We start from the raw sequence: 26,217 nt of genomic DNA, 5'->3' as shown, positions 1-26,217 counted from the left end.
TTCAAATTAGAATAGGCTAGTTTGCCTTATATCGAAAGGAGTTTCGGCTCCTTTTTTTCTAGGAGTGAAGCATGTTAGAAAATGGCGATTTGATTTTTGTGAGAGATGAGTCAGATATGGGACAGGCCATCCAGGCTTCCACAGGCAACTATAACCATGTTGCCATTTGTTTGGATGGGATGATTTACCACGCTAGTGGACAGGCTGGTGTGGTCTGTCAAGAACCTGCAGACTTCTTTGAACTCAATCACTTGTACGACCTCTATGTTTACCCAGAAATGGATATCCAGTCGGTGAAAGAAAGAGCTTGCAAACATCTTGGAGCTCCCTATAATGCTTCTTTCTATCCAGATGGACATGGTTTCTACTGTTCCCAGTACATGGCAGAAGTCCTACCGATTTTTGAAACCATACCTATGAAATTTGGGAATGGGAAGCAGGACATTAGTGATTTTTGGAGAGAATATTACAGAGAACTAGGCATGCCTGTTCCTCTGAACCAAGCTGGGACCAATCCCAGTCAGTTGGCAGCATCGCCTCTGTTAGAATGTAAAGAAAGGAATCTTCATGATTCAGATTTTTAATCCATCTCGTTTGACGAGACAGCCTTTTTTTGGAGAATTGATCCGCTATCTGGACCAGCATGAGGATGTGATTTTACGGGAAATCAAGGCTCAATTTCCAGATGTTGCAGTTGATAAACTCATGGAAGAGTATATAAAGGCTGGCTTGATTCTACGGGAAAATAAGCGTTATTATCTTAATCTTCCTATGCTTGAATCACTCGATAGTCTCGAACTGGATCAAGAGATTTTTGTCAGCGAAGATAGTCCGGCCTATCAAGCCTTGTTAGAGCAGATTTTTGAGACGGAATTACGAAATCAAACCAATGCAGCTATTTTAGTTGAAAAGACAGACTTTGCGAGAACAAAAATGACATTGTCTAATTATTTCTACAAGGTCAAACATCAGTATCCTTTGACAGAAAAACAGCAGGAACTTTATGACATTTTGGGTGATGTTAATCCTGAGTATGCTCTCAAATATATGACGACTTTTTTGTTGAAATTTCTCAAAAAAGACCAGCTTATGCAGAAACGCCGTGATATCTTTGTGGACAGTTTAGTTGTACTAGGTTATATTGTTCAAAATGAAGATGGAAAGTATGAGTTGGCTATCGATTTTGATAAGGACAGATTAACTTTCTACTTGGCGTGATTTCTTGTTTCTGAGCACATTGTTTGACTTTCCTTAGTATTCGGTATAAACTATATGTAACCGGTAACACATATCGGAATAAACTAAAGGAGACAATCATATGTCACTTGAAAACAAATTGGAACAAGCAACAGGCGCTATCAAAGAAGGATTTGGTAAAGTTACTGGGGATAGCAAGACAGAACTTGAAGGAGCTGTTGAAAAAACAGTTGCTAAGGCAAAAGACGTTGTAGAAGACGCTAAAGGTGCTGTAGAAGGTGCCGTTGAAGGTTTGAAAAACGCTTTTAAATAAAAATAGAAAAAATCAAGGGTTCCATTTCCCTTGATTTTTTACTATCTTATAAATAATTTTCTGCGACGGCTGCATCTCCAGGATAGGCTTCTTTCTTGCCTTGGACGATTTGGTAGCAATCGGCACCCTTACCGGCGATAATAACTGCATCTAATTCGTGATTTGTGATAGCCATAGCTGCCTTGATGGCTTCTTGGCGATCCGCAATTTTTTCAACAGGATGATCGATATAGCTACTAATTTCATCCGCAATGGCCATTGGGTTTTCGTAGTTGGGGTCATCAGCAGTCAGAAAGACTTGAATCTCAGGATGTTGATTAAGGAGGAGGCCAAAGTCTTTACGACGACTTTCTCCCTTATTTCCTGTCGAACCCAGAACCAGAGCAATTTTTCCAGTTTGATGAGTTTCAACCACATTGATGAGTTTTTTCAGACTATCACCATTGTGGGCGTAGTCGATGAAGACCTTAGCTCCATTTTTCTGAGTGAGGACTTCCATACGACCAGGAACTCGGGTTGTAGCGATTCCTTTTTTGATGTCCTCAAGACTAGCTCCGAGACGGAGGCAGGCAAGTCCAGCAGCAACTGCATTTTCTTGGTTGAAGTGGCCAATCAGTTGGATATCATAATCTCCAGCGAGTTTACCTGTAGCTGAGAAGCTAAAGGCTTTGGAATTCTCGATTTGGTTATCAGATTGGCTACCATAGAAATCATGGTCTTGATTTTCCACTTGTTCTTTCAAGACAGAAAAGTGGTCCATGTCACTGTTAATGATGACTGCTCGGCTATTTTCCATCAAGAGACGTTTGTGGTAGAAGTAGTCTTCAAAGCTAGGGTGTTCAATAGGGCCGATATGGTCGGGGCTGATATTGAGGAAAACTCCCACATCAAAGGTTAGGCCATAGACACGTTTAACCAGATAGGCTTGACTGGAGACTTCCATGATGAGGTGGGTACGGTCATTTTGCACAGCTTGATGCATCATATCAAAGAGGTCAATACTCTCAGGGGTTGTCAACGCTGATTTAAAGAAAGTTTTGCCATCTAGAGTTGTGTTCATGGTCGACAACATTGCAGGGCGATGCCCTTGAGATAAGATGTTATAGGCGAAATAGGCTGCTGTTGTCTTACCCTTAGTACCAGTAAAGGCAAGGAGTTTAAGTTTTTTCTGTGGATTGCCATAAAACTCCATGGCAATCAAACTCATGGCTTTCTTGATATCACTGACGATAATAGTAGGAATACCAACCTCATAGTCTTTTTCAGCAACATACCAACCGAGGCCTTGAGAGATGGCTGAAAGCAGAAATTCTTTCTTAAAGGCAGCACCCTTGACGAAAAAGAGGCTCTTTTCTTTGGCCTTGCGGCTGTCATAGCAGATGGTGTCAAATACGACATGGCTGTAGTTGTAGTGATAATGTCCTTGGTCGATAATCTCACGGAAGAGACCATCTTTCTTTAAAATATCTAATACGGTTTCAATCTTAATCATACTTTCTATTGTAAACCGAAAGTCGTAAATTTACAAGTAACAAGGAAAAGTTTATAATGGAAGATAAGGAACTTTTTCCTAGTTATCAAAATTGAATGAGGAATCTATGTCGCACGAAAACAATCACCAGCAGGCCCAGATGTTACGGGGGACTGCTTGGCTAACGGCTAGTAATTTTATCAGTCGCCTACTCGGGGCTATTTATATTATCCCTTGGTATATCTGGATGGGATCTTATGCAGCTACGGCCAATGGTCTTTTTACCATGGGCTACAATATCTATGCCTGGTTTTTGCTGGTTTCAACAGCAGGGATTCCAGTTGCGGTGGCCAAGCAAGTTGCCAAGTACAATACCATGCGAGAAGAAGAGCATAGCTTTGCCCTGATTCGGAGCTTTTTAGGTTTTATGACAGGACTAGGTTTGGTTTTTGCTTTAATCTTGTATGTCTTTGCTCCTTGGCTAGCAGACTTATCTGGCGTGGGCAAAGACTTGATACCGATCATGCAAAGCTTGGCTTGGGGAGTCTTGATTTTCCCATCTATGAGTGTTATCCGAGGATTTTTCCAAGGGATGAATAACCTCAAACCTTATGCCATGAGCCAAATCGCTGAGCAGGTCATTCGTGTTATCTGGATGCTCTTAGCAACCTTTATCATTATGAAGCTCGGTTCAGGAGATTACCTAGCAGCCGTTACCCAATCGACCTTTGCGGCCTTTGTCGGTATGGTAGCCAGTTTTGCAGTTTTGGTCTATTTCCTTGCTCAAGAAGGTTTACTCAAAAGAGTCTTTGAAACGAGGGATAAGATTAACAGCAATCGTCTCTTGGTCGATACCATTAAGGAAGCTATTCCTTTTATCTTGACAGGGTCTGCCATCCAGCTTTTCCAAATCTTGGACCAAAATACCTTTATCAATAGCATGAAGTGGTTTACCAACTATAGTAATGAAGACTTAATTGTCATGTTTTCTTATTTCTCAGCCAACCCAAATAAAATCACGATGATCTTGATTTCTGTAGGGGTTTCAATTGGGGGTGTCGGTTTGCCACTTTTGACTGAAAACTATGTCAAGGGGGATTTGAAAGCAGCTTCTCGTCTCGTTCAGGACAGCATCACTATGCTTTTCTTATTCTTGCTACCAGCAACGGTTGGAGTGGTCATGGTAGGAGAACCTCTCTATACTGTCTTCTATGGCAAGCCAGATAGTTTGGCCATGGGTTTGTTTGTCTTCGCAGTTTTACAGTCTACTATTTTAGGCTTGTACATGGTCTTGTCTCCAATGCTTCAGGCCATGTTTCGAAATCGCAAGGCAGTTCTCTATTTTATCTATGGTTCCATTGCCAAGCTAATATTGCAACTTCCAACAATCGCTCTCTTTCACAGTTACGGACCCTTGATTTCCACTACAATCGGTCTCATTATTCCTAATGTTTTGATGTATCGGGACATTTGTCAAGTAACTGGTGTTAAGCGTAAGGTGATTTTGAAGCGAACCATTTTAATCAGTTTGTTAACTCTTTTCATGTTTCTAGTAGTTGGGACTTTGCAGTGGATTTTAGGATTTGTATTCCAACCAAGTGGACGTTTGTGGAGCTTCCTTTATGTAGCTCTTGTCGGTGCCATGGGTGGAGGAGTATACGGGGTCATGAGTCTCCGTACCCGTTTGTTGGATAAGGTGATTGGAAAAGCCCAAGCAGATCGCCTGCGAGCAAAATTAAAAATTTCTTAAAAAATAATTTATAAATAAAATGAATAAGTTGAGTTTTTTAAAAATCAAAACACTCTCTTATTCATTTTTTATTGTTAGAATTGAATATGAAATGTAAAACAGAGAATAAATAACGAAAGTAATTGAATTTTATGTCAAAAAACACTTGACTAAAAAGTAGTTAGTTTGTATAATAAAACAAATATTTAAATCAGGAGGTTCTGGAGATGAAAAAGTCTAAAGCCAAGTATGCAGCACTTGCAGGTGTCGTGTTAAGTGCAGGTATTTTATTAAGCGCGTGTGGAAGTTCTAGCACAGGGTCAAAAACATATAACTATGTTTATACCAGTGATCCGTCTAGTTTGAATTATCTAGCAGAAAACCGTGCAACGACCAATGATATCGTGGTTAATTTGGTAGATGGGCTCATGGAAAATGACCAGTATGGAAACTATATTCCATCTTTGGCAGAGGATTGGAGTGTTTCTAAGGACGGTTTGACCTATACCTACAAACTGCGTAAAGATGCTAAATGGTATACTGCAGATGGAGAAGAATATGCTCCTGTAACTGCCCAAGATTTTGTAACTGGTTTGAAATATGCGGCTGATAAAAAATCAGAAGCCTTGTACTTAGTGCAAGAATCTGTTGCTGGTTTAGATGACTATATCACTGGTAAAACAAGCGACTTTTCAACTGTCGGAGTTAAGGCTCTTGATGACCAAACCGTTCAATATACCTTGACACGACCAGAACCTTACTGGAACTCAAAAACAACTTCAACCATTCTCTTCCCAGTCAACGCTGATTTCTTGAAATCAAAAGGGGATGATTTTGGGAAGGTAGATCCATCTAGCATTTTGTACAATGGACCTTTCTTGATGAAATCCTTTGTCTCAAAATCTGTTATTGAATTTAAGAAAAATCCTAACTACTGGGATGTTAAAAATGTCTTTGTAGATGATGTGAAATTGGCCTATTATGATGGTAGTGACCAAGATGCACTGGCTCGTAACTTTGTAGAAGGTGCTTATAGCTACGCTCGTCTTTATCCAAATAGTTCGAGCTTTGAAGGGATTAAAGAAAAGAATAAGGACAATATCATCTATAGCATGCAAGATGCTACTTCTTATTTCTTAAACTTTAACCTAGATAGAAAATCATATAAATTTACTTCTAAGACAAGTGATGCTGAAAAGAAATCGACTCAGGAAGCGGTTCTTAATAAAAACTTCCGTCAAGCCATTAACTTTGCCTATGACCGTACAGCATACGGGGCTCAATCTCAAGGAGAGGATGGTGCAACTAAGATTTTGCGTAACCTAGTCGTTCCTCCAAACTTCGTAAGTATCAACGGAAAAGACTTTGGTGAAGTAGTGGCCTCTAAGATGGTGAATTATGGTAAGGAATGGCAAGGAATCAACTTTGCGGATGCCCAAGATCCATACTACAATCCAGAAAAAGCTAAAGCTAAATTTGCTGAAGCTAAGAAAGAACTCCAAGCCAAAGGAGTCCAATTCCCTATCCACTTAGATAAAACTGTAGATTTGACCAATAAGGCAGAAATTCAAGGAATCAATTCCATGAAGCAATCAATAGAATCTGTCTTAGGTGCAGAAAATGTTGTCATTGATGTTCACCAACTTTCTACAGAAGACTATGAGAGTTCAGGTTATCTTGCTCAGACTGCAGCTCAGAAGGATTATGATCTTTACAACGGTGGTTGGAGTCCAGACTATCAAGATCCATCAACCTATCTTGACGTCTTTAACGTTAATTCTGGTGGTTTGATGCAAAATCTAGGTATAGAGCCAGGTGAAGCCAATGACAAGGCCAAGGCTGTTGGATTGGATGTCTACACTCAAATGTTGGAAGAAGCTAATAAGGAGCAAGAGCCGGCTAAACGTTATGAAAAATATGCGGATGCCCAAGCTTGGTTGGTAGATAGCTCTCTAGCAATTCCAAATGTTTCACTAGGCGGAACACCAACATTGAGAAAAATTGTTCCTTTCTCAACACCATATTCATTGGCTGGTAATAAAGGGGTTGAATCATATAAATACCTCAAAGTACAAGATAAAACAGTCACAAAAGATGAATATGAAAAAGCCAAAGAAAAATGGCTGAAAGAAAAAGAAGAATCCAATAAAAAAGCCCAAGAAGAATTGGCAAAACATGTCAAATAAGAATTTTTCAAGAAAAAACGATGGTTTCGAAAGAAGCTGTCGTTTTTTAATAGAATGATGGCAAATTTGGAAGAAAATGCTTACATTTTCTTATTTGTTTATCGGAACTATGATATAATGAATATAATAAAAGTTGTAAGAAGCTATTTTTTAAATCCTCCTCCAGTGTTAACTAAAGTATGCACTTGCTAGGATGATTTTATAGGAGGGATGCCATCTGCTGGAAAAGTAAGATAAAATGCAACTAGTGATAAGTTCTTCTTTTATGTGAAGAGTTCTTATCTGCCTATTTACTAATCGTTATGGAGGTAACATCATGGGCGCTATTATGGAGTTTGCAACAGAAAAACAGATTGAATCATTTCTTTCAACTTGTCATATCGAGGGACAAAGGAATTTTCTGATGGCTTTCAAGAAAAAGACATGGCTGAAATCCTTTATTGATTTTTTCATTATAGGTGGTTCCTACTATGTTCAGTCAAGTGTGAAGCCTAAGCTTATAGCATTCACACCTAAGGGGATTTACTTGATGGACATCAGTGATGTAACAGAAAATCATTCTAATCAAGTCGTAGAGATGCCTTGGAATCAAGTTCAAGATTTTACTTATAAGCCAGTCTTGAATACAGTTAGACTTAATTGGTATTATCAAAATGAAGTCTACATTTTTTCCGTGGATGTCGGTCAGATTAGTCAGCATGTGGGCCAATATCAATTTAACAAAGATCATTATGACTATTTAGCCCAACAGGATTTCTTTCAGTATAAGTAAGCCCTAGCAATCATTTTCACAAAAGAATCTGGAAGGTTTTCTGGATTCTTTTTAGCTTTACTAGCTAAACATATAGTTTGAAACTATAACTAGCTCTTGAAAAGAAGAAAATGAGTTGATGAAAATAAGTGGTACAATAGTTACTATAGATTTGGAGGTATTGTATGAGCAAGGAATTACACATCAACACAATTTTGGCCCAGGCGGGTATTAAGTCAGATGAAGCGACAGGAGCTTTGGTGACACCGCTTCATTTTTCAACGACCTATCAGCATCCAGAGTTTGGTAAATCTACTGGATTTGACTATACGCGCACCAAAAACCCAACTCGCAGTAAGGCGGAAGAAGTCTTGGCGGCTATTGAGTCCGCAGACTATGCCCTAGCGACTAGCTCAGGGATGTCAGCTATTGTACTGGCCTTTAGTGTCTTCCCAGTAGGAAGTAAGGTCTTGGCTGTCCGTGACCTTTACGGTGGTTCTTTCCGCTGGTTCAACCAAGTGGAGCAGGAAGGTCGTTTCCATTTTACATATGCCAATACAGAAGAAGAATTGATTGCCGAGTTAGAGAAGGATGTGGATGTTCTCTATATCGAAACCCCAACCAACCCCTTGATGCTGGAATTTGATATCGAAAAACTAGCAAATTTGGCTCATGCTAAGGGTGCAAAAGTGGTGGTGGACAATACCTTCTACAGCCCTATCTACCAACGTCCGATTGAAGATGGAGCAGATATCGTTCTTCATTCAGCAACCAAGTATCTAGCAGGGCACAATGATGTCTTGGCTGGAGTGGTTGTGACCAATAGTTTAGAACTATACGAAAAGCTTTTCTACAATCTCAATACGACAGGGGCAGTCTTGTCTCCATTTGACAGTTATCAATTGATTCGTGGTCTCAAGACCTTGTCTCTTCGTATGGAGCGCTCAACAGCTAACGCCCAAGAAGTGGTTGCCTTTTTGAAGGATTCTCCAGCAGTTAAGGAAGTTCTCTACACTGGTCGTGGAGGCATGATTTCCTTTAAAGTAGCGGATGAAACACGCATTCCTCACATTTTAAACAGCCTCAAGGTCTTCTCTTTTGCGGAAAGTTTGGGTGGGGTAGAAAGTCTCATTACTTATCCAACGACGCAAACTCATGCTGATATTCCAGCAGAAGTACGCCATTCTTATGGATTGACAGATGACCTCTTGCGTTTGTCTATTGGGATTGAGGATGCTAGAGATTTGATTGCAGATTTGCGTCAAGCCTTGGAAGGATAAGACAAAGATGGGAAAATATGATTTTACAAGCCTGCCCAATCGTTTAGGGCACCATACCTATAAATGGAAAGAAGCAGAAACGGATAGTGAAGTCCTACCAGCTTGGATAGCGGATATGGACTTTGTAGTCTTGCCTGAAATCCGCCAAGCTGTGCAAACTTACGCTGATCAACTGGTTTATGGCTATACCTATGCCAGTGAAGAGTTAATTAAGGAAGTTCAAAAGTGGGAAGCCACACAACACGGTTACCACTTTGACAAAGAGGCTCTTGTCTTTATCGAGGGTGTGGTACCAGCCATCTCAACAGCTATTCAAGCCTTTACAAAAGAAGGCGATGCGGTTCTGATTAACACGCCTGTCTACCCACCTTTTGCTCGCAGTGTCAAGTTAAACAACCGTAGATTGATTACCAATTCTTTGGTGGAAAAGGATGGTCTGTTTGAGATTGACTTTGACCGACTTGAAAAGGATTTGGTGGAAGAGGATGTCAAACTTTATATTCTCTGCAATCCTCACAATCCTGGTGGACGTGTTTGGGAAAAGGAAGTGTTGGACAAGATTGGCCAACTCTGTCAAAAACACGGTGTTTTCTTGGTTTCAGATGAGATTCACCAAGATTTGGCCCTCTTTGGTCACAAGCATCATTCCTTCAATACTGTCAACCCTGACTTTAAAGAATTTGCTATCGTCTTGACCAGTGCCACTAAAACCTTTAATATTGCTGGGACAAAAAATTCCTATGCAGTCATTGAAAATCCTAAGTTGAGACTGGCTTACCAGAAACGCCAGTTGACCAATAATCAGCATGAAATTTCAGGCTTGGGCTATTTGGCGACAGAAGCTGCTTATCGATACGGGAAGGATTGGCTAGAGGAACTCAAGCAAGTCTTTGAAGACCATATTAATTATGTGGTGGAACTATTTGGAAGAGAGACTAAAATCAAGGTCATGAAACCGCAAGGAACCTACTTGATTTGGCTTGATTTTTCAGCCTATGACCTGACTGATGAAAAATTACAAGAGCTGTTGAGAAATGAAGCTAAGGTTATCCTCAACCGTGGTTTGGATTTTGGGGAGGAAGGAAGTCTCCATGCCCGTCTCAATGTAGCCATGCCTAAATCTCTGCTGCAAGAAGTTTGTCAGCGGATTGTGACGACTTTTGCCAAACGTTAAAAATCCAGCCTTCTAGGAGAAAAGTCATCCTAGAAGGCTATTTTCATAGGGGAAAATATGGTATAATAAAAAGATAAGGTAAAGGTAAAAATATGGCTAAATTGATTCCGGGGAAAGTCCGTATCGAAGGCGTTGCCCTTTATGAAACTGGTAAGGTTGACATCATCAAGGAAAAGAATAATCGGCTCTACGCTCGCGTTGCAGAAGAAGAACTGCGCTATAGTTTAGAGGATGATTTGGTTTTTTGTGCTTGCGATTTTTTCCAAAAGAGGGGCTACTGTGTGCATTTGGCAGCGTTGGAGCATTTTCTAAAAAATGATGAGCGTGGTCAGGAAATCTTGCAGAGTCTAGAAGAAGGTCATGAAGAAAAAGAGGCCGTTGAAACCAAGGTGACCTTGGGTGGCAAGTTTTTGGATCGAATCTTGTCTCCAAAATCAGACCGCTCCTATGAGTTGTCGGCTGTCGGTCAGGTGGAAGCAGGAACCAATCATATCTTGTGGACCCTGAGAATTGGCCAAATCAATAGCCAAAAATACTATGTCATTCGAGATATTCCACTCTTTTTAAAAGTCGTCGAGAAGAGAAAACCTTATATGATTGGCAAGATTTATGAGGAGTCTCTTTCTTGGGAAGCCTTTGATGAGGCCAGTCAAGAACTTCTGAATTTCTTACGAGGACTGATGGAGGAAGGACAGGCTCCAGACCTCTTTTTCCAAAATCAAGGTCGGCACCTCTTTTTCCCTCTGACTTTTTTTGAGCAGGGTGTGAATTTATTGATGACCTTGCCCCATTTTCAATTTGACCATCAAGTGGATAGCTACCAGACTCTGCTTTTTCAGGATATGCATGCTGATGCCAATCTATTTGCCTTTACAGTAACAGAATACTCGGATTATTTTGAAATGGAAATCAGTGAGAGTCCTAGGGTCAATGTCTTTTATCAGGGAGCTGTGCTTTTCCATAAAGGACAGGTTTATTTTCTAACAGACCAGCAGATGCGTCTTCTCAAGGAAATCAAAGCGCTGCCTTTGGATCAGCATGGCAAGAAATACCTGCAATTTGATAGCAGTGACCGAGATAAGTTGGCTTCTTGTCTAGCGCTCTTTGGCCAGATGGGCAGCGTTTCAGCTCCAGAACGTCTACAAATTAAAACTTTTGAACCCTCTTTTTATTTTGATAGGGAAGAGGATAATCGGATTCGTTTAGAAATTCAGTTTGATTATGGGGATAGGCAGGTATCAAGCCGACAAGAGCTAGAAGAATTACCATTTTCGAGTGATGCGGACTTAGAAGAAAGAATTTTCCAAGTCTGTTTGACTGCGGGCTTTGAAGCCGATTTTCAATCTTGGCGTCAGGCCCTAAAAGCAGAGTCTGTTTATCATTTCTTCCACGAAATCATTCCAGTCTTTGAAAAACTCGGGAATGTTGATTTATCAGACAAGTTAGAAGAACTCTATAACCTAGCAAGCCCTCAAGTGCAGATTGCTTCCAAGGGAGGCCTCTTGGAAATCCAATTTGATTTTCAAGATATTGCTCAAGAGGAAATCGACCAAGCCATGCAGGCCTTGGTTGCCAACAAGGATTTTTACATTGATTCGTCTAATCAAGTCTACTTTTTTGATGAAGAAACCAAGAAAATTCGCCAAAATTTACAGGAACTAGGACAATTCGAATTAAAAGATGGCTCCTTGCAGGCTCGGAAATCCTTGGCCTACAGTTTAGCTCATCTCTTTGAAGGGCGTGACCGTGTTTCTTTTTCACAAGAATTCCAGAATCTGGCTCAAGATTTGACGCATCCAGAGGACTTTCCTCGACAAGCAACTCAGGTTCAGGCTGATTTGCGAGATTATCAGGAAAAGGGAATCGGCTGGCTGCAAATGCTCCATCACTATGGTTTTGGTGGAATTTTGGCTGATGATATGGGACTTGGTAAAACCCTGCAGACTATTGCTTTTTTGACCAGTCAAGTGACAAAAGAAAGTCGGGTTTTGATTTTAGCGCCGTCAGGTTTGATTTACAACTGGGCAGATGAGTTTCAGAAATTTGCCCCACAGTTGGATATGGCTGTTGTTCATGGTTTGAAAGCTAGTCGTGAAGAGATTCTTGCTGGAAGCCATCAAATCTATGTGACTAGTTATGCTACCTTCCGTCAGGACAGTGAGCTTTATCAGGGGATGGCCTTTGACTTCCTTTTCTTAGATGAAGCTCAGGTCATGAAAAATGCCCAGACCAAGATTGCTCAGACCTTGAGACAATTTGTGGTGCCGTCAGTTTTTGCCTTGTCAGGAACTCCTATTGAAAATCATCTGGGTGAGTTGTGGTCTATTTTTCAAATCGTCATGCCAGGACTTTTGCCAAGCAAGAAAGAATTTATGAAATTGCCAGCTGAGCGAGTGGCTCAGTTTATCAAACCTTTCGTTATGAGGCGCAAGAAAGAAGAAGTGCTGACTGAATTACCAGACTTAATCGAAGTAGTTTATAAGAATGAACTGGAAGACCAGCAAAAGGCTATCTACCTAGCCCAGTTGCAACAGATGCGAGACCGTCTGGCTCAAGTTTCAGACCAGGAATTCCAACGAAGCCGAGTGGAAATTTTATCTGGTCTGATGCGCTTGCGCCAAATCTGTGATACCCCTGCCCTCTTTATGGAAGATTATCAGGGTGCCAGTGGCAAACTGGATAGTCTCCGAGACCTGCTGGTACAGGTGGCAGACGGTGGACACCGTGTCTTGATTTTCTCTCAGTTCAAGGGAATGTTGGAGAAAATAGAACAAGAACTGCCAGACTTGGGCTTGACATCTTTTAAAATTACGGGTTCAACCCCAGCCAAGGAAAGACAAGACATGACCAAGGCCTTTAACCAAGGAGAAAGAGATGCCTTTCTGATTTCTCTTAAGGCTGGTGGGGTTGGTCTGAACCTAACAGGTGCTGATACGGTTATCTTGGTTGACCTTTGGTGGAATCCTGCGGTGGAGGCGCAAGCCATTGGCCGTGCCCATCGGATGGGTCAGGAAGAAACAGTTGAGGTCTATCGCTTGGTAACCAAGGGAACCATTGAAGAAAAAATTCAGGAACTCCAAGAACAGAAGAAACATCTGGTGTCACAAGTATTGGACGGCACAGAGTCACGTGGCAGTCTCACCCTAGCAGAAATTAGAGAAATTTTGGGAATTTCTGAAGCCAGCACTTGAAAAATCAAGACAATACGCTATAATGAAGTGTTGAAAGGAAATAGAAAATGAAACAAGAACGATTTCCATTGGTGTCAGATGACGAGGTCATGCTGACTGAAATGCCAGTCATGAACTTGTATGATGAGTCTGATCTGATCAGTAATATCAAGGGTGAGTATCGGGATAAAAATTATTTAGAATGGACTCCTATTACTGAAGAGGCGCCAGTCAAACCGATTGAAAAGCAAGTCGAGAAACCTAAAAAAGCTCCTTTAGGGATAAAAAAAGAAGGAAAGAGCTATGCAGAGGTGGCGCGTGAAGAAGCGCGTGCAGACTTGAAAAAGAAACGCTCTGCCAACTATTTAACTCAGGATTTCAGCCGTGCGAGACGTCATTCTCAATCTGGCCTTCTTAGACAGGGCAACCAACCGACAGCTCCTTTCCAAAAGGAAAATCCTGGTGAATTTGTCAGATATAGCCAAAAATTGACCCAGTCTCATTATATCTTGGCGGAAGAAGTTCATTCTATCCCTACCAAGAATGAAGAAGTGTCAGCACCTGCTCCAAAGAAAAACAACTATGATTTTCTAAAGAAGAGCCAAATCTACAATAAAAAAAGTAAACAAACAGAACAAGAACGTCGGGTTGCCCAAGAGTTAAATCTGACCAGAATTACAGAATAGGGGAGAAAACATGCCAAAGACATATCATTTTATCGGAATTAAGGGATCAGGGATGAGTGCCTTGGCCTTGATGTTGCACCAAATGGGGCACAAGGTTCAGGGATCAGATGTTGAAAAATACTACTTTACCCAACGGGGTCTTGAGCAGGCAGGAATTACTATTCTTCCTTTTGATGAAAAGAATCTAGACGGTGATATGGAAATTATTGCTGGAAATGCCTTCCGTCCAGATAACAACGTCGAAATTGCCTATGCGGACCAAAATGGTATCAGCTACAAACGTTACCATGAGTTTCTAGGTAGCTTTATGCGTGACTTTGTTAGCATGGGTGTAGCAGGAGCACATGGAAAAACTTCAACGACAGGTATGTTGTCTCATGTCTTGTCTCACATCACGGATACTAGCTTCTTGATTGGAGATGGGACCGGTCGTGGTTCGGCCAATGCCAAATATTTTGTCTTTGAATCTGACGAATATGAGCGCCATTTCATGCCTTATCACCCAGAATACTCTATTATTACCAACATTGATTTTGACCATCCAGACTATTTCACAAGTCTCGAGGATGTTTTCAATGCCTTTAACGACTATGCCAAACAAATTACCAAGGGTCTTTTTGTCTACGGTGAAGATGCAGAATTGCGTAAAATTACGTCTGATGCACCAATTTATTATTATGGTTTTGAAGCAGAAGGTAATGACTTTGTAGCTAGTGAGCTTCTTCGTTCAACAACTGGTTCAACCTTCACCGTTCACTTCCGTGGACAAGAATTGGGTCAATTCCACATCCCAACCTTTGGTCGTCACAATATCATGAATGCGACAGCCGTTATTGGTCTTCTTTACACAGCAGGATTTGATTTGAACTTGGTGCGTGAGCACTTGAAAACATTTGCCGGTGTTAAGCGTCGTTTCACTGAGAAAATTGTCAATGACACAGTTATTATCGATGACTTTGCCCACCATCCAACAGAAATCATTGCGACCTTGGATGCGGCTCGTCAAAAATATCCAAGCAAGGAAATTGTAGCAGTCTTCCAACCGCATACCTTTACAAGAACCATTGCCTTGTTGGACGAATTTGCTCATGCTTTGAACCAAGCGGATGCTGTTTACCTAGCACAAATTTATGGATCTGCTCGTGAGGTGGACCATGGAGATGTTAAGGTTGAAGACCTAGCCCAAAAAATCAACAAAAAACACCAAGTCATTACTGTTGAAAATGTTTCTCCACTCCTTGACCATGACAATGCTGTCTATGTCTTTATGGGAGCAGGAGACATCCAAACCTATGAATACTCATTTGAGCGTCTCTTGTCTAACTTGACAAGCAATGTTCAGTAGGATGTTCCCATGGAAATTCCAATTAAGATCATTCAGGCAAATAAGTCTGATTTGGCTGAGATAGAGGCGATTCAGACCTCGTCTTTTCCAGCTGAAAAGCAGCAACCTTCCCATATCTTAGAAGAAAGTATCCGTAAGTGTGCGGATACCTTTCTTCTAGCTAGGGATGAAAATCAACTGTTAGGCTATATTCTATCAAGTCCTCAGTCAGACAATCCGCAATGTCTAAAAGTACTTTCTTTAGTCATTGAGTCTGACCATCAGAGACAGGGGTTGGGAACACTTCTTCTTGCAGCTTTGAAAGAGGTGGCAGTTGAGCTGGAGTACAAGGGGATTCGTTTGGAGAGTCCTGATGAGCTGCTTTCCTATTTTGAAATGAACGGTTTTATTGATGAAGAAACCTCCCTTTATGTAACTAGCCAGGGCTATAGTATGATTTGGTTTAATCCCTTTTATCTGGAGGTACAATGAAAATCAGACAAGCAAAATTAGAAGATTTGGATCGGATTGTCGAGATTGAACTAGAGAATTTCTCGGTAGAAGAAGCTATTCCTCGATCTGTCTTTGAGGTGCATTTGCGAGAAATTCAGACCTCTTTTCTGGTTGCGGAAAAAGAAGGTAAGATTATTGGTTATATCGAAGGGCCAGTTGTCCCTCACCGCTATCTACAAGACCAGTCTTTTACAGAAGACATAAAAGACTATAGTCATGAGACTGGTGGCTATATCTCTGTGACCTGTCTCTCTATTGCCAAGGAAGCACAGGGTCTTGGACTGGGTCAGAAATTGCTAACAGCCTTGAAAGAAGTTGCTCTTGAAGATGAGAGAGAAGGCATTAACCTAACCTGTCATGACTATCTCATCGCCTACTATGAAAAACACGGATTTGTCAACGAAGGCTTGTCCCAGTCAACCTTTGCAGGGGAAACTTGGTATGATATGGTATGGGAAGCTAAAAAATAGGCAAGACAAGGCATCATAGGTTGCTTTTCCTAGACTTTTAAGATATAATATTATGGATTGTCAACGAGGAGGAAAAACTTTTGAGTGAAAAGTCAAGAGAAGAAGAAAAATTAAGCTTTAAAGAGCAGATTTTACGAGATTTAGAACGAGTTAAAAAACATGAAGAAGATCAGGAGGAAGTTGATTTAGCTTCAATAAAACCCCAATTTTCTTCTAAAAATGACCAGTCGATAGAAGAGATAATGGAAGATTCTCTATCAGCTGTAGAGGAGATTATGAGAAAAGCTCCTACCGTGCCTACTCACCCAAGTCAAGATGTACCAGCTTCTCCATCAGATGAGATTAAAAGAGAAACTCCTGGTGTTCCAAGTCATCCAAGTCATCCAAGTCAAGATGTGCCTTCTTCTCCTGCAGAAGAGGCTGTAAGACAAGCTCCACTTGCTCCTAGTCATCCGAGTCAAGAAGGACCTTCTACTCCATCAGCGGAGGGAGTATCAAGACCAACTCCAGGACCTGTTAGTCCTAGAAAAGTAGAAAAGGAATTTAATGAAATCCCAACGAGGGTAGCTGTTTCTTATAAGACAGAAGCTCAGAGAGAGGTAAAAAGAGAAGTTCCTACTTCAAAACCAGTAGAGGAAAAGAAAGCTGTAGAAGAAATGTCTGCAACTCCACGTCGTAGCCGTCGTGAGACGGTTAAGTCAACCAAGAAGAAAAAATCAGGATTTAAGGCCTTCTTCATTTCTCTACTCATTTTCCTAGGCTTGATTTCAGCAGGTGCTTACTTCGGTTATCAGTATGTTCAGTCATCTTTACAGCCTGTGGATGCTTCATCTAAACAATATGTGACAGTGCAAATCCCAGAAGGAGCTAATGTTCAAACAATTGGTTCAACTCTTGAAAAGTCTGGTTTGATTAAACACGGAGTGATTTTTGCTTTTTATGCAAAATATAAAAATTATTCAGATTTGAAGTCTGGCTATTACAATTTGCAAAAGAGTATGAGTACAGAAGATATCATCCATGAATTGCAAAAAGGTGGAACAGCTGAAGCTCAAGAACCTGCGCTTGCGAATTTAACAATTCCAGAAGGTTATACGATTGATCAAATTGCACAAGCGGTAGGTCAATTGCAAGGTGACTTCAAAGAGCCTTTGACAGCGGAAGCTTTCTTAGCTAAAGTGCAAGATGACAACTTTATTAGTCAAGAAGTTGCCAAATATCCTAGTCTACTTGAAAGCTTACCTACAAAGGAAAGTGGCGTTCGTTATCGTTTAGAAGGTTTCCTCTTCCCAGCTACTTACTCTATCAAGGAAAGCACAACTGTTGAAAGCTTGATTGATGAGATGTTGGCAGCTATGGACAAGACTTTAGCACCTCATTACAGTACGATTAAGTCTAAGAATTTGACGGTCAATGAATTGCTGACCATTGCTTCACTGGTCGAAAAAGAAGGTGCTAAGACGGAAGACCGTAAGTTGATTGCAGGTGTATTCTACAATCGCTTGAATCTTGGTATGCCACTTCAAAGCAATATTGCCATCTTGTATGCCCAAGGAAAACTTGGTCAGAAGATTAGTCTTGCCGACGATGCTGGAATTGATACATCGATTAATTCACCATACAATGTTTATACAAATCTAGGCCTCATGCCTGGTCCGGTAGATAGTCCAAGCTTGGATGCTATCGAGTCAAGTATCAATCAGACTAAGAGTGATAACCTTTACTTTGTTGCAGACGTGACAGATGGTAAGGTCTACTATGCTAGCAATAAAGAAGAACATGATCGGAATGTTGCCGAACATGTCAACAGCAAATTAAACCAAACAAACTAAAATTATGTGATACTTCACATAATTTTCTTTAGAAAATATCATCAGAAGAAAGTTGAGAAAAATGGCAGAAAAAACATATCCTATGACCCTTGCGGAAAAGGAAAAACTTGAAAAAGAATTAGAAGAATTGAAATTGGTCCGCCGACCAGAAGTGGTAGAACGTATTAAGATTGCTCGTTCATACGGTGACCTTTCAGAAAACAGTGAATACGAAGCAGCTAAGGATGAACAAGCCTTTGTTGAAGGACAAATCTCTAGCTTGGAAACAAAAATCCGTTATGCTGAAATCGTCAATAGTGACTCAGTTGCCCAAGACGAAGTAGCGATTGGGAAAACAGTTACTATCCAAGAAATTGGTGAGGACGAAGAAGAAGTTTATATTATCGTAGGTTCAGCAGGTGCGGATGCCTTTGCAGGTAAGGTTTCAAATGAAAGCCCAATTGGACAAGCCTTGATTGGTAAGAAAACAGGTGATACAGCAACCATTGAAACACCTGTTGGTAGCTATGATGTAAAAATCTTAAAGGTTGAAAAAACAGCCTAAAAACAAAAAAAGGAGTGGGGAGGCTGTGCGCTTCACTCACTCCTTTTTCCATTTTAAATTGAATTGGAGACGATATGAGTTCAAAGAAGAAAAAAAATAAGATGGAGCGTGGTCTGACCAATCGTCACGTGCAGGTTATGGCCATTGCGGGAACAATTGGAACAGGACTCTTTTTGGGAGCAGGTCGCTCTATTAGCCTAACAGGTCCTTCCATTGTGCTGATTTATATGATTACAGGGGCCTTTATGTTCCTCATGATGCGTGCGGTTGGGGAAATGCTCTACCAAGATCCTGAGCAACATACCTTTATCAACTTTATCACGCGCCATTTAGGTAAGGGCTGGGGTTATTTCTCAGTTTGGTCCTATTGGCTATCCGTTGTTTTTATCGGTATGGCGGAAATCACTGCTATCGCACATTATGTGCAATTTTGGTTCCCAACTTGGCCAAGTTGGATGATTGAGATTGGATTTTTGACCATTCTAGCCTTGGTCAATCTGATTGCGGTGAAGCTCTTTGGAGAAGTTGAGTTTTGGTTTGCTATGGTCAAGATTGTGGCTATTTTAGCCATGATTGCAACAGGGGTCTTTATGGTCTTGACAGGCTTTAAGACACCACATGGAGTAGCAAGTTTGGCCAATATCGCCGATAATTTCTCCCTCTTCCCAAATGGTGGAGTGAACTTTGTCATGGCCTTTCAGATGGTTTTCTTTGCTTATCTAATGATTGAGTTTATTGGAGTAACAACTTCTGAAACCAAAAATCCACGTCAGGTCTTGCCAAAAGCCGTTAAGGAAATTCCTTTGCGAATCGCCTTTTTCTACGGTGGTGCCCTCTTAGCCATCATGGCTATCATTCCGTGGCGTGAACTTGCATCGGCTGATTCTCCTTTTGTAACAGTATTTGAATTGGCAGGTATCAAGTGGGCAGCGGCCTTGATTAACTTTGTCGTTTTGACGTCAGCAGCATCTGCTCTTAATTCAACCCTTTATTCAACAGGTCGTCATTTGTATCAGATTGCCCATGATTCGCCCAATCCATTCTTAAAGGCTATCAAGGCAGATACTCTTTCCCGTCACAACGTACCACAAAATGCCATCATCGCCTCAGCAATTTTGATTGCCCTAGCAGCCTTTATCAACGTATTGCCAGGTGTTTCCGATGCCTTTGCCTTGATTACGGCATCATCATCAGGTGTCTATATCGCCATTTATATCTTGATTATGCTGGCTCACCTTAAATACCGCAAGTCACCAGACTTTATGGTAGATGGTTATCTCATGCCCCATTATCGTTTCCTAAATCCTTTAACCATGCTCTTCTTTGCCTTTGTCTTTGTAACCCTCTTTTTACAAGAGTCTACATTTGTCGGAGCAATCGGTTCAGCTATTTGGATTATCGGTTTCGGGATTTATAGCCAGTGGAAATTTAGAAAATAGATTTGAAACTCATCAACTAAGGTTGGTGGGTTTTTCTAGTTTGACAGTCTATTGAAATAGGACTATAATCAAGCTGTAATCGTTTCGAGGAGGTTTACATGTACTTTAGATTGGAAAACAAGGAGTCTCAGAAAGCGCAAGAAATAGGGAATCTGATTCGTGCTTATAATCGTTCAAAAAGAGAAGAGGCTGAAAGTGAGCCACTTAATCTTTATGTCGAAGATGAAAAGGGCAATCTCCTTGCAGGTTTGATAGCAGAGACTTTTGGAAATTGGCTAGAAATCGAGTATTTATTTGTAAAAGAGGAACTGCGAGGGCAAGGAATCGGTTCAAAACTATTGCAGCAAGCAGAAACTGAAGCTAAGAATCGAAACTGTCGTTTTGCTTTTGTCAATACCTACCAGTTTCAAGCTCCAGATTTTTATAAAAGGCATGGCTACAAGGAAGTCTTTAGGTTACAAGACTATCCCTACATTGGGCAAAGATATTATTACCAAAAGGATTTGTAAGGAGAATATGAAAGTATAAGGCAAAGAGGGGTTCTTGACATAAGTATGAAGAGGATTCTCGATAAATACCAGTTAAATTCTACAAATTGTGTCTTTCTAGACGATATTGAGGACAATACAATCGCAGCTGAGAAATTGGGAAGCAAGGTCTATAAGGTTAAGAAAAGAAGTGATGTCGTCGATATTTTGAAATCCTATATTTAAACTTAACACTCTCTATTTTTTATGGTAGAGAGTTTTTTGTTAATAAAATTTTACAAAATGACATTTATATATTGCATTAAGTTAGATATATGGTATAATGTTGTTAAAAAGAGGCGCAACTTTTTAAAATTAATGAGAATCAAAGAGAAAACCGAGAATATTAATGGAGGAATAAAAAATGGAAGTTATAAATGTAAGTAAGCATTATGGTCATTCAATCATTCTCAAAGATATAAATTTCGCACTTAATAAGGGTGAAATTGTTGGTCTAGTAGGGAGAAATGGAGTTGGTAAGAGTACGTTGATGAAAATTCTTGTTCAGAATAATCAACCGACTTTAGGGAATATTATAAGTAGTGATAATGTTGGGTATTTAATCGAAGAACCAAAATTATTTTTATCTAAAACAGGTTTAGAGAATTTAAAATATTTGTCAAATTTATATGGTGTTGACTACAATCAAGAAAGATTTGGAAGTTTGATCCAAGAGTTAGATTTGAGTCAGTCTATTAATAAAAAAGTAAAGACCTATTCTTTGGGTACAAAACAAAAATTAGCTTTGCTTTTAACTCTCGTTACGGAACCTGATATATTGATTTTAGATGAACCGACTAATGGTTTAGATATTGAATCATCACAAATAGTTTTAGCGGTTCTAAAAAATTTAGCTTTACATGAAAATGTGGGAATTTTAATATCGAGTCATAAATTAGAAGATATTGAAGAAATTTGTGAGAGGGTTCTTTTCTTGGAGAACGAGCTTTTGATATTTCAAAAAGTAGGAAAAGATAGTCATAATTGCTTGTTTGAGATAGCTTTTTCATCAGCTACAGATAGAGACATTTTCATTACCAAACAAGAATTTGGGGATATTGTTCAGGAAGAGGGACTGAAAATTACTATGTCTGGGAATATTCAAAGTAGTGAGCTTTTTAAATTTTTTAACGAAAACTCTATTAAAGTAGTTGATTTTGAAACTAAAAAAGAGACGCTTAAAGATATTTATCTAAATCGTTCAAAATAAAGGAAGGTTATAATCATGAAATTAAATAAATTGAATTTTCTTAAGGAAAATATAAGAGATTTATTTTCATCAGGCGTAATATATCTCGGTTTGATTATCTCGTTTATACCGCCGATATTGGTTACATTCTTTATTCTAAAGACTCAAGGGACATCGCTTGGTATTAAGCATATTTCAAACTTTTATGCTATGCTCGGTATGTTAATGGCTGTTATACATGCTAATCGAGTCATTAGTAGAGATTTTTCCCACAATACGATAAGTTTGTTTTATAATCAACAGAAGAATCGGATGATTTACGTCTTGTCTAATTTTCTATATGCCATCTCAGTTTCCATTATTTATGCTTTGAATGGCATTGTGCTACTAGTCATCGTAAGTAAATTGGGTGTTCCAGGTGATTTAGGATTAGATTTTATAGTAGCCATTGTAGTCAATACAATTTTGTTAGTCCTATTTTATTTTCTATTATCTTACATTTTCTATTTATACAAATTGAAAAGTGGCTTGGTATTTGGTATTTTAGTAGCTTTACTACTCTTTATCCCTAATATATTAAATACGATTATGATGAATACTAGTAATGATTTGTTTATCAAAGCAATTGAACTTCTTCCTTTTTATTCTTTACCTGTATTTGTAGCTTCAAATACGATGTCTATTAGTCAGTATCTTGTGGTAATCACTACAATCATTTTACTGTACTTGTTCACTCTCAAGAAAAGCAAGGAGTATTCATTTTAGTTTCATTTAGTATTATTTTGCAGACTTAAAATCCAGCAAAAATCAGTCATCTTGCTATGCTCCTGCTCTTGTTGTGTACACGTTTTTGTCTTATGCTAGACTCATTTCCAAAAGCATTATATAATAGTGATATGAAATCAACTAAATAAGAAATATAAGCAATCAAAACTCGTTTAAAAGACCCTACTAAAGCTAATACTAAACAAAAAATCAAATAGCAAACTAGGAAGTTTATTTCAAACAATCCAACATACTGATTTTAGGCTGAAGATAATATTGGAGTGCTAATTAATGAGGTTATAATAAATAGCTGACAGCTTGTGTTGGTTTTGGATTTTTTAAGAGTAGATGAGTATTAAAACTATAAGGAGGACGCAGGTGGCTAAAAATTTAAAATTAAAATTAGCTCGTGTTGAGCTTGATTTAACACAAGGTCAACTGGCGGAGGCTGTGGGGGTGACGCGCCAGACTATTGGTTTGATAGAGGCGGGAAAATACAATCCCAGTCTCTCGCTTTGCCAGTCCATTTGCAGATGTTTAGGAAAAACCCTAGACCAACTATTTTGGGAGGAAGAAGATGGTAAATAAATTCATTCATTATCAATTACTTGACGAAAGAGAAGAACAACTAATCAATAAAGCTGGGGCAGAATCCTTTTCCCTCTTCATTGGGCTTGTGCTTCTAAGCTATTTGGTGGCTGTATTGGCTCCATCTCTTTTTAATCCGAATTTTCTAGTCTATACTCTGATAGTAGGAATTTTCTTCTTTTTCAATCGTGCCCGTTATCTGGGAGTGACCTACTATAGTCGTTTTCATTTTACGATTTTAGGTTGTTTTTCCCTAACCTTGGCTATTACGGCTCTTTTGATGTTACAGAATTATCAATTCAACATAGAAATTTATCAGCACAATCCTTTGAACGTTAAATATCTATCTGCTTGGGCAATTACTTATGTCATTTACCTTCCCTGGGTCTTTATTGGCAATCTTGGTCTGAAGAGCTATGGTGAATGGGCTCAGAAAAAGTTTGAACAAGATATGGATGAACTGGAGAGTGGTGAATAGCTTGTTACTCTTTTCTCAATCCAGCTAAAATGTGATATAATAGTACTAATTTATTGGAATACATGAAAGTTCTTGAAAATTTTCATGGGTTTCTAGCTAAGGAAGTAGGAAAAGTATGTATCCAGATGATAGTTTGACATTGCACACGGACTTGTACCAGATCAACATGATGCAGGTTTACTTTGACCAAGGAATTCACAATAAAAAGGCGGTCTTTGAGGTTTATTTCCGCCAACAGCCTTTTAAGAATGGCTATGCGGTTTTTGCAGGTTTGGAAAGAATTGTGAGCTATCTTGAAGACTTGCGTTTTTCAGATAGTGATATTGCCTATTTGGAGTCGCTAGGTTATCATGGGGCATTCTTGGACTACCTCCGCAATTTCAAGTTGGAATTGACCGTTCGTTCTGCCCAAGAAGGGGATTTGGTATTTGCTAATGAGCCTATTGTGCAGGTGGAAGGTCCTCTAGCCCAATGTCAGTTGGTCGAAACGGCTCTTTTGAACATCGTCAACTACCAGACCTTGGTGGCGACTAAGGCAGCTCGTATTCGTTCGGTCATCGAAGATGAACCCTTGATGGAGTTTGGGACACGTCGGGCTCAAGAAATGGATGCGGCTATCTGGGGAACACGCGCAGCGGTGATTGGTGGAGCCAATGGAACCAGCAACGTGCGCGCTGGTAAACTCTTTGACATTCCTGTTTTGGGAACCCATGCCCATGCTTTGGTTCAGGTTTATGGAAATGACTATGAAGCTTTCAAGGCTTATGCTGCGACCCACAAAAATTGCGTCTTTCTTGTGGATACCTATGATACCCTTCGCATTGGAGTTCCAGCTGCCATTCAGGTGGCGCGTGAACTGGGTGACCAGATTAACTTTATGGGTGTGCGGATTGACTCTGGGGATATTGCTTACATTTCCAAGAAAGTCCGTCAGCAACTGGACGAGGCTGGATTTACAGAGGCTAAGATTTATGCTTCAAATGATTTGGACGAAAATACCATCCTCAACCTCAAGATGCAAAAGGCCAAGATTGATGTCTGGGGCGTGGGTACCAAGCTGATTACAGCTTATGACCAGCCAGCTCTTGGGGCAGTTTACAAGATTGTTGCAATCGAAGATGAAAATGGCCAGATGCGCAATACTATTAAGCTGTCAAATAATGCTGAAAAAGTGTCTACGCCAGGTAAGAAGCAGGTGTGGCGTATTACCAGTCGTGAAAAAGGCAAGTCAGAAGGCGATTATATCACTTATGATGGCGTAGATGTAAGCGACATGACAGAAATCAAGATGTTCCATCCGACTTATACCTACATCAAGAAGACCGTTCGTAATTTTGATGCCGTGCCTCTCTTGGTGGATATCTTCAAAGACGGAAAATTGATTTACAACCTGCCTAGCTTAACTGAGATTCAGGCTTATGCCCGTAAGGAATTTGACAAGCTTTGGGATGAGTACAAGCGCGTGCTCAATCCGCAGCACTATCCAGTCGATTTGGCGCGTGATGTATGGCAAGACAAGATGGATTTGATTGACAAAATGCGTAAGGAAGCCCTCGGTGAAGGAGAAGAAGAATGAGTTTGCAAGAAACGATTATCCAAGAGCTAGGTGTCAAACCGGTGATTGATGCCCAGGAAGAAATCCGTCGTTCCATTGATTTTTTAAAAAGATATCTGAGAAAGCATCCCTTCCTAAAAACTTTTGTACTAGGAATTTCTGGAGGACAAGACTCAACCTTAGCAGGACGATTGGCTCAACTGGCCATGGAAGAACTGCGAGCAGAGACAGGGGATGATAGCTACAAATTTATCGCTGTCCGCCTGCCTTATGGAGTGCAAGCTGATGAAGCAGATGCTCAAAAAGCCCTAGCCTTCATCCAGCCTGATGTCAGTTTAGTCGTCAATATCAAGGAATCAGCTGATACCATGACAGCTGCAGTAGAAGCGACAGGTAGCTCTGTTTCAGACTTTAACAAGGGCAATATCAAGGCTCGTTGCCGTATGATTGCTCAGTATGCCCTTGCTGGTTCCCATAGCGGAGCGGTCATTGGGACAGACCATGCTGCGGAAAATATCACAGGCTTTTTTACCAAGTTTGGTGACGGTGGTGCGGATATTCTCCCTCTTTACCGCCTCAATAAACGCCAAGGAAAACAACTATTGAAGGAACTTGGTGCAGACCCAGCACTTTATGAAAAAATCCCAACAGCAGACCTAGAAGAAGATAAACCAGGTCTAGCTGATGAAGTAGCCCTCGGAGTCACCTATGAAGAGATTGACGACTACCTAGAAGGCAAAACAATCAGCCCAGAAGCCCAAGCAAGAATCGAAAACTGGTGGCACAAAGGCCAACACAAACGCCACCTACCCATCACTGTATTCGATAACTTTTGGGAGTAAAAAGGTCCGGGGGACCTTTTTAGCTTCTTGCCTAGAAACTGGGAAGCAAGAATAACCTCCAGTGGAGGTTTTCAGCCTCTCACCTTGAAATAAGAAAGTGAGAGAAGGTCCGGTGGACCTTTTTAGTTTATTACCTTGAAATTCAAAAGCAAAGTAAATTTAAATTGAGGTTGGGCAGAGAATCATCTATCAGA

Annotated in this window: 25 protein-coding genes; 24 read left to right on the top strand and 1 reads right to left on the bottom strand. The window is 40.2% G+C overall.

Features of this window, described 5'->3' with window-relative positions:
* Nucleotides 1-71 precede the first annotated feature (71 nt).
* The 3 genes from KV696_RS03455 to KV696_RS03445 all read left to right on the top strand — a co-directional run bounded on the left by KV696_RS03455 (nt 72) and on the right by KV696_RS03445 (nt 1,510).
* Nucleotides 72-584 (top strand): YiiX/YebB-like N1pC/P60 family cysteine hydrolase, encoded by a 513-nt coding sequence (locus KV696_RS03455; protein ID WP_219966861.1) that lies wholly within the window; start codon nt 72-74, stop codon nt 582-584.
* The gene (locus tag KV696_RS03450) at nt 568-1,218 is read left to right on the top strand and encodes a DUF1803 domain-containing protein (RefSeq protein WP_219966860.1); all 651 of its coding nucleotides are present in this window, start codon (nt 568-570) and stop codon (nt 1,216-1,218) included. The genes KV696_RS03455 and KV696_RS03450 overlap by 17 nt, the downstream gene beginning before the upstream one ends.
* A 100-nt stretch (nt 1,219-1,318) precedes the next feature.
* On the top strand, nt 1,319-1,510 hold the full coding sequence (locus tag KV696_RS03445) for a CsbD family protein (protein WP_049521477.1): 192 nt from the start codon (nt 1,319-1,321) through the stop codon (nt 1,508-1,510).
* A 46-nt stretch (nt 1,511-1,556) separates the two neighbouring features.
* Here the strand turns inward: KV696_RS03445 and KV696_RS03440 are convergent, their stop codons facing one another.
* Nucleotides 1,557-3,002, bottom strand: a complete 1,446-nt coding sequence (locus KV696_RS03440) for a UDP-N-acetylmuramoyl-L-alanyl-D-glutamate--L-lysine ligase (protein WP_219966859.1) — start codon at nt 3,000-3,002, stop codon at nt 1,557-1,559.
* A 106-nt stretch (nt 3,003-3,108) separates the two neighbouring features.
* Between KV696_RS03440 and KV696_RS03435 the strand changes: the two genes are divergently transcribed.
* The 21 genes from KV696_RS03435 (at nt 3,109) to nadE (ending at nt 26,023) form a co-directional block, all read left to right on the top strand.
* On the top strand, nt 3,109-4,731 hold the full coding sequence (locus KV696_RS03435; protein ID WP_219966858.1) for a putative polysaccharide biosynthesis protein: 1,623 nt from the start codon (nt 3,109-3,111) through the stop codon (nt 4,729-4,731).
* Nucleotides 4,732-4,937: 206 nt separating this feature from the next.
* A complete protein-coding gene (locus KV696_RS03430; RefSeq protein WP_219966857.1) occupies nt 4,938-6,896 on the top strand; it encodes a peptide ABC transporter substrate-binding protein in 1,959 nt (652 codons plus the stop codon).
* A gap of 316 nt (nt 6,897-7,212) precedes the next feature.
* Nucleotides 7,213-7,668 (top strand): hypothetical protein, encoded by a 456-nt coding sequence (locus KV696_RS03425; RefSeq protein ID WP_219966856.1) that lies wholly within the window; start codon nt 7,213-7,215, stop codon nt 7,666-7,668.
* Nucleotides 7,669-7,832: 164 nt separating this feature from the next.
* Nucleotides 7,833-8,927 (top strand): cystathionine gamma-synthase, encoded by a 1,095-nt coding sequence (locus tag KV696_RS03420; protein WP_219966855.1) that lies wholly within the window; start codon nt 7,833-7,835, stop codon nt 8,925-8,927.
* Nucleotides 8,928-8,934: 7 nt separating this feature from the next.
* Nucleotides 8,935-10,101 carry a MalY/PatB family protein gene (locus tag KV696_RS03415; RefSeq protein ID WP_023943244.1) on the top strand — a complete coding sequence of 389 codons (1,167 nt, stop codon included), beginning with the start codon at nt 8,935-8,937 and terminating at the stop codon, nt 10,099-10,101.
* Between the two features lie 92 nt (nt 10,102-10,193).
* Nucleotides 10,194-13,292: a pilus expression-regulating Snf2 family helicase gene (locus KV696_RS03410; RefSeq protein WP_219966854.1), complete on the top strand. Its 3,099-nt coding sequence runs from the start codon at nt 10,194-10,196 to the stop codon at nt 13,290-13,292.
* Between the two features lie 47 nt (nt 13,293-13,339).
* The gene (locus tag KV696_RS03405; RefSeq protein WP_219966853.1) at nt 13,340-13,957 is read left to right on the top strand and encodes a divisome accessory protein ZapJ; all 618 of its coding nucleotides are present in this window, start codon (nt 13,340-13,342) and stop codon (nt 13,955-13,957) included.
* A gap of 10 nt (nt 13,958-13,967) precedes the next feature.
* Nucleotides 13,968-15,302 (top strand): UDP-N-acetylmuramate--L-alanine ligase, encoded by a 1,335-nt coding sequence (murC, locus tag KV696_RS03400; RefSeq protein WP_033677684.1) that lies wholly within the window; start codon nt 13,968-13,970, stop codon nt 15,300-15,302.
* A 9-nt stretch (nt 15,303-15,311) separates the two neighbouring features.
* Nucleotides 15,312-15,773 carry a GNAT family N-acetyltransferase gene (locus KV696_RS03395; RefSeq protein ID WP_219966852.1) on the top strand — a complete coding sequence of 154 codons (462 nt, stop codon included), beginning with the start codon at nt 15,312-15,314 and terminating at the stop codon, nt 15,771-15,773.
* The gene (locus KV696_RS03390) at nt 15,770-16,264 is read left to right on the top strand and encodes a GNAT family N-acetyltransferase (RefSeq protein WP_219966851.1); all 495 of its coding nucleotides are present in this window, start codon (nt 15,770-15,772) and stop codon (nt 16,262-16,264) included. Before KV696_RS03395 ends, KV696_RS03390 begins: the two co-directional genes overlap by 4 nt.
* Before the next feature lie 80 nt (nt 16,265-16,344).
* Nucleotides 16,345-18,096, top strand: coding sequence for an endolytic transglycosylase MltG (gene mltG, locus KV696_RS03385; RefSeq protein ID WP_219966850.1), 1,752 nt, complete (start codon nt 16,345-16,347; stop codon nt 18,094-18,096).
* 61 nt (nt 18,097-18,157) lie between these two features.
* A complete protein-coding gene (greA, locus tag KV696_RS03380; RefSeq protein ID WP_000818750.1) occupies nt 18,158-18,640 on the top strand; it encodes a transcription elongation factor GreA in 483 nt (160 codons plus the stop codon).
* Between the two features lie 74 nt (nt 18,641-18,714).
* Nucleotides 18,715-20,079, top strand: a complete 1,365-nt coding sequence (locus tag KV696_RS03375; RefSeq protein ID WP_219966849.1) for an amino acid permease — start codon at nt 18,715-18,717, stop codon at nt 20,077-20,079.
* Nucleotides 20,080-20,177: 98 nt separating this feature from the next.
* Complete coding sequence (locus tag KV696_RS03370; protein WP_219966848.1) at nt 20,178-20,588, top strand: GNAT family N-acetyltransferase; 411 nt, start codon at nt 20,178-20,180, stop codon at nt 20,586-20,588.
* A gap of 45 nt (nt 20,589-20,633) precedes the next feature.
* On the top strand, nt 20,634-20,792 hold the full coding sequence (locus tag KV696_RS03365; RefSeq protein ID WP_219966847.1) for a hypothetical protein: 159 nt from the start codon (nt 20,634-20,636) through the stop codon (nt 20,790-20,792).
* Between the two features lie 178 nt (nt 20,793-20,970).
* A complete protein-coding gene (locus KV696_RS03360) occupies nt 20,971-21,816 on the top strand; it encodes an ABC transporter ATP-binding protein (protein WP_219966846.1) in 846 nt (281 codons plus the stop codon).
* A gap of 15 nt (nt 21,817-21,831) precedes the next feature.
* On the top strand, nt 21,832-22,560 hold the full coding sequence (locus tag KV696_RS03355; protein WP_219966845.1) for a hypothetical protein: 729 nt from the start codon (nt 21,832-21,834) through the stop codon (nt 22,558-22,560).
* Nucleotides 22,561-22,938: 378 nt separating this feature from the next.
* A complete protein-coding gene (locus tag KV696_RS03350) occupies nt 22,939-23,148 on the top strand; it encodes a helix-turn-helix transcriptional regulator (RefSeq protein ID WP_001107500.1) in 210 nt (69 codons plus the stop codon).
* Nucleotides 23,138-23,626, top strand: coding sequence for a DUF6773 family protein (locus KV696_RS03345; RefSeq protein ID WP_219966844.1), 489 nt, complete (start codon nt 23,138-23,140; stop codon nt 23,624-23,626). The genes KV696_RS03350 and KV696_RS03345 overlap by 11 nt, the downstream gene beginning before the upstream one ends.
* A 115-nt stretch (nt 23,627-23,741) precedes the next feature.
* Complete coding sequence (locus KV696_RS03340; RefSeq protein ID WP_061654019.1) at nt 23,742-25,202, top strand: nicotinate phosphoribosyltransferase; 1,461 nt, start codon at nt 23,742-23,744, stop codon at nt 25,200-25,202.
* Nucleotides 25,199-26,023: an ammonia-dependent NAD(+) synthetase gene (nadE, locus tag KV696_RS03335; protein ID WP_219966843.1), complete on the top strand. Its 825-nt coding sequence runs from the start codon at nt 25,199-25,201 to the stop codon at nt 26,021-26,023. Before KV696_RS03340 ends, nadE begins: the two co-directional genes overlap by 4 nt.
* The last annotated feature ends 194 nt before the right edge of the window (nt 26,024-26,217 follow it).

It is taken from the genome of Streptococcus humanilactis, assembly GCF_019448275.1.
Lineage (GTDB): Bacteria > Bacillota > Bacilli > Lactobacillales > Streptococcaceae > Streptococcus > Streptococcus humanilactis.
The sequence above is the reverse complement of the archived record's forward strand: the minus strand, read 5'-3'. Positions and strand labels throughout refer to the sequence as shown.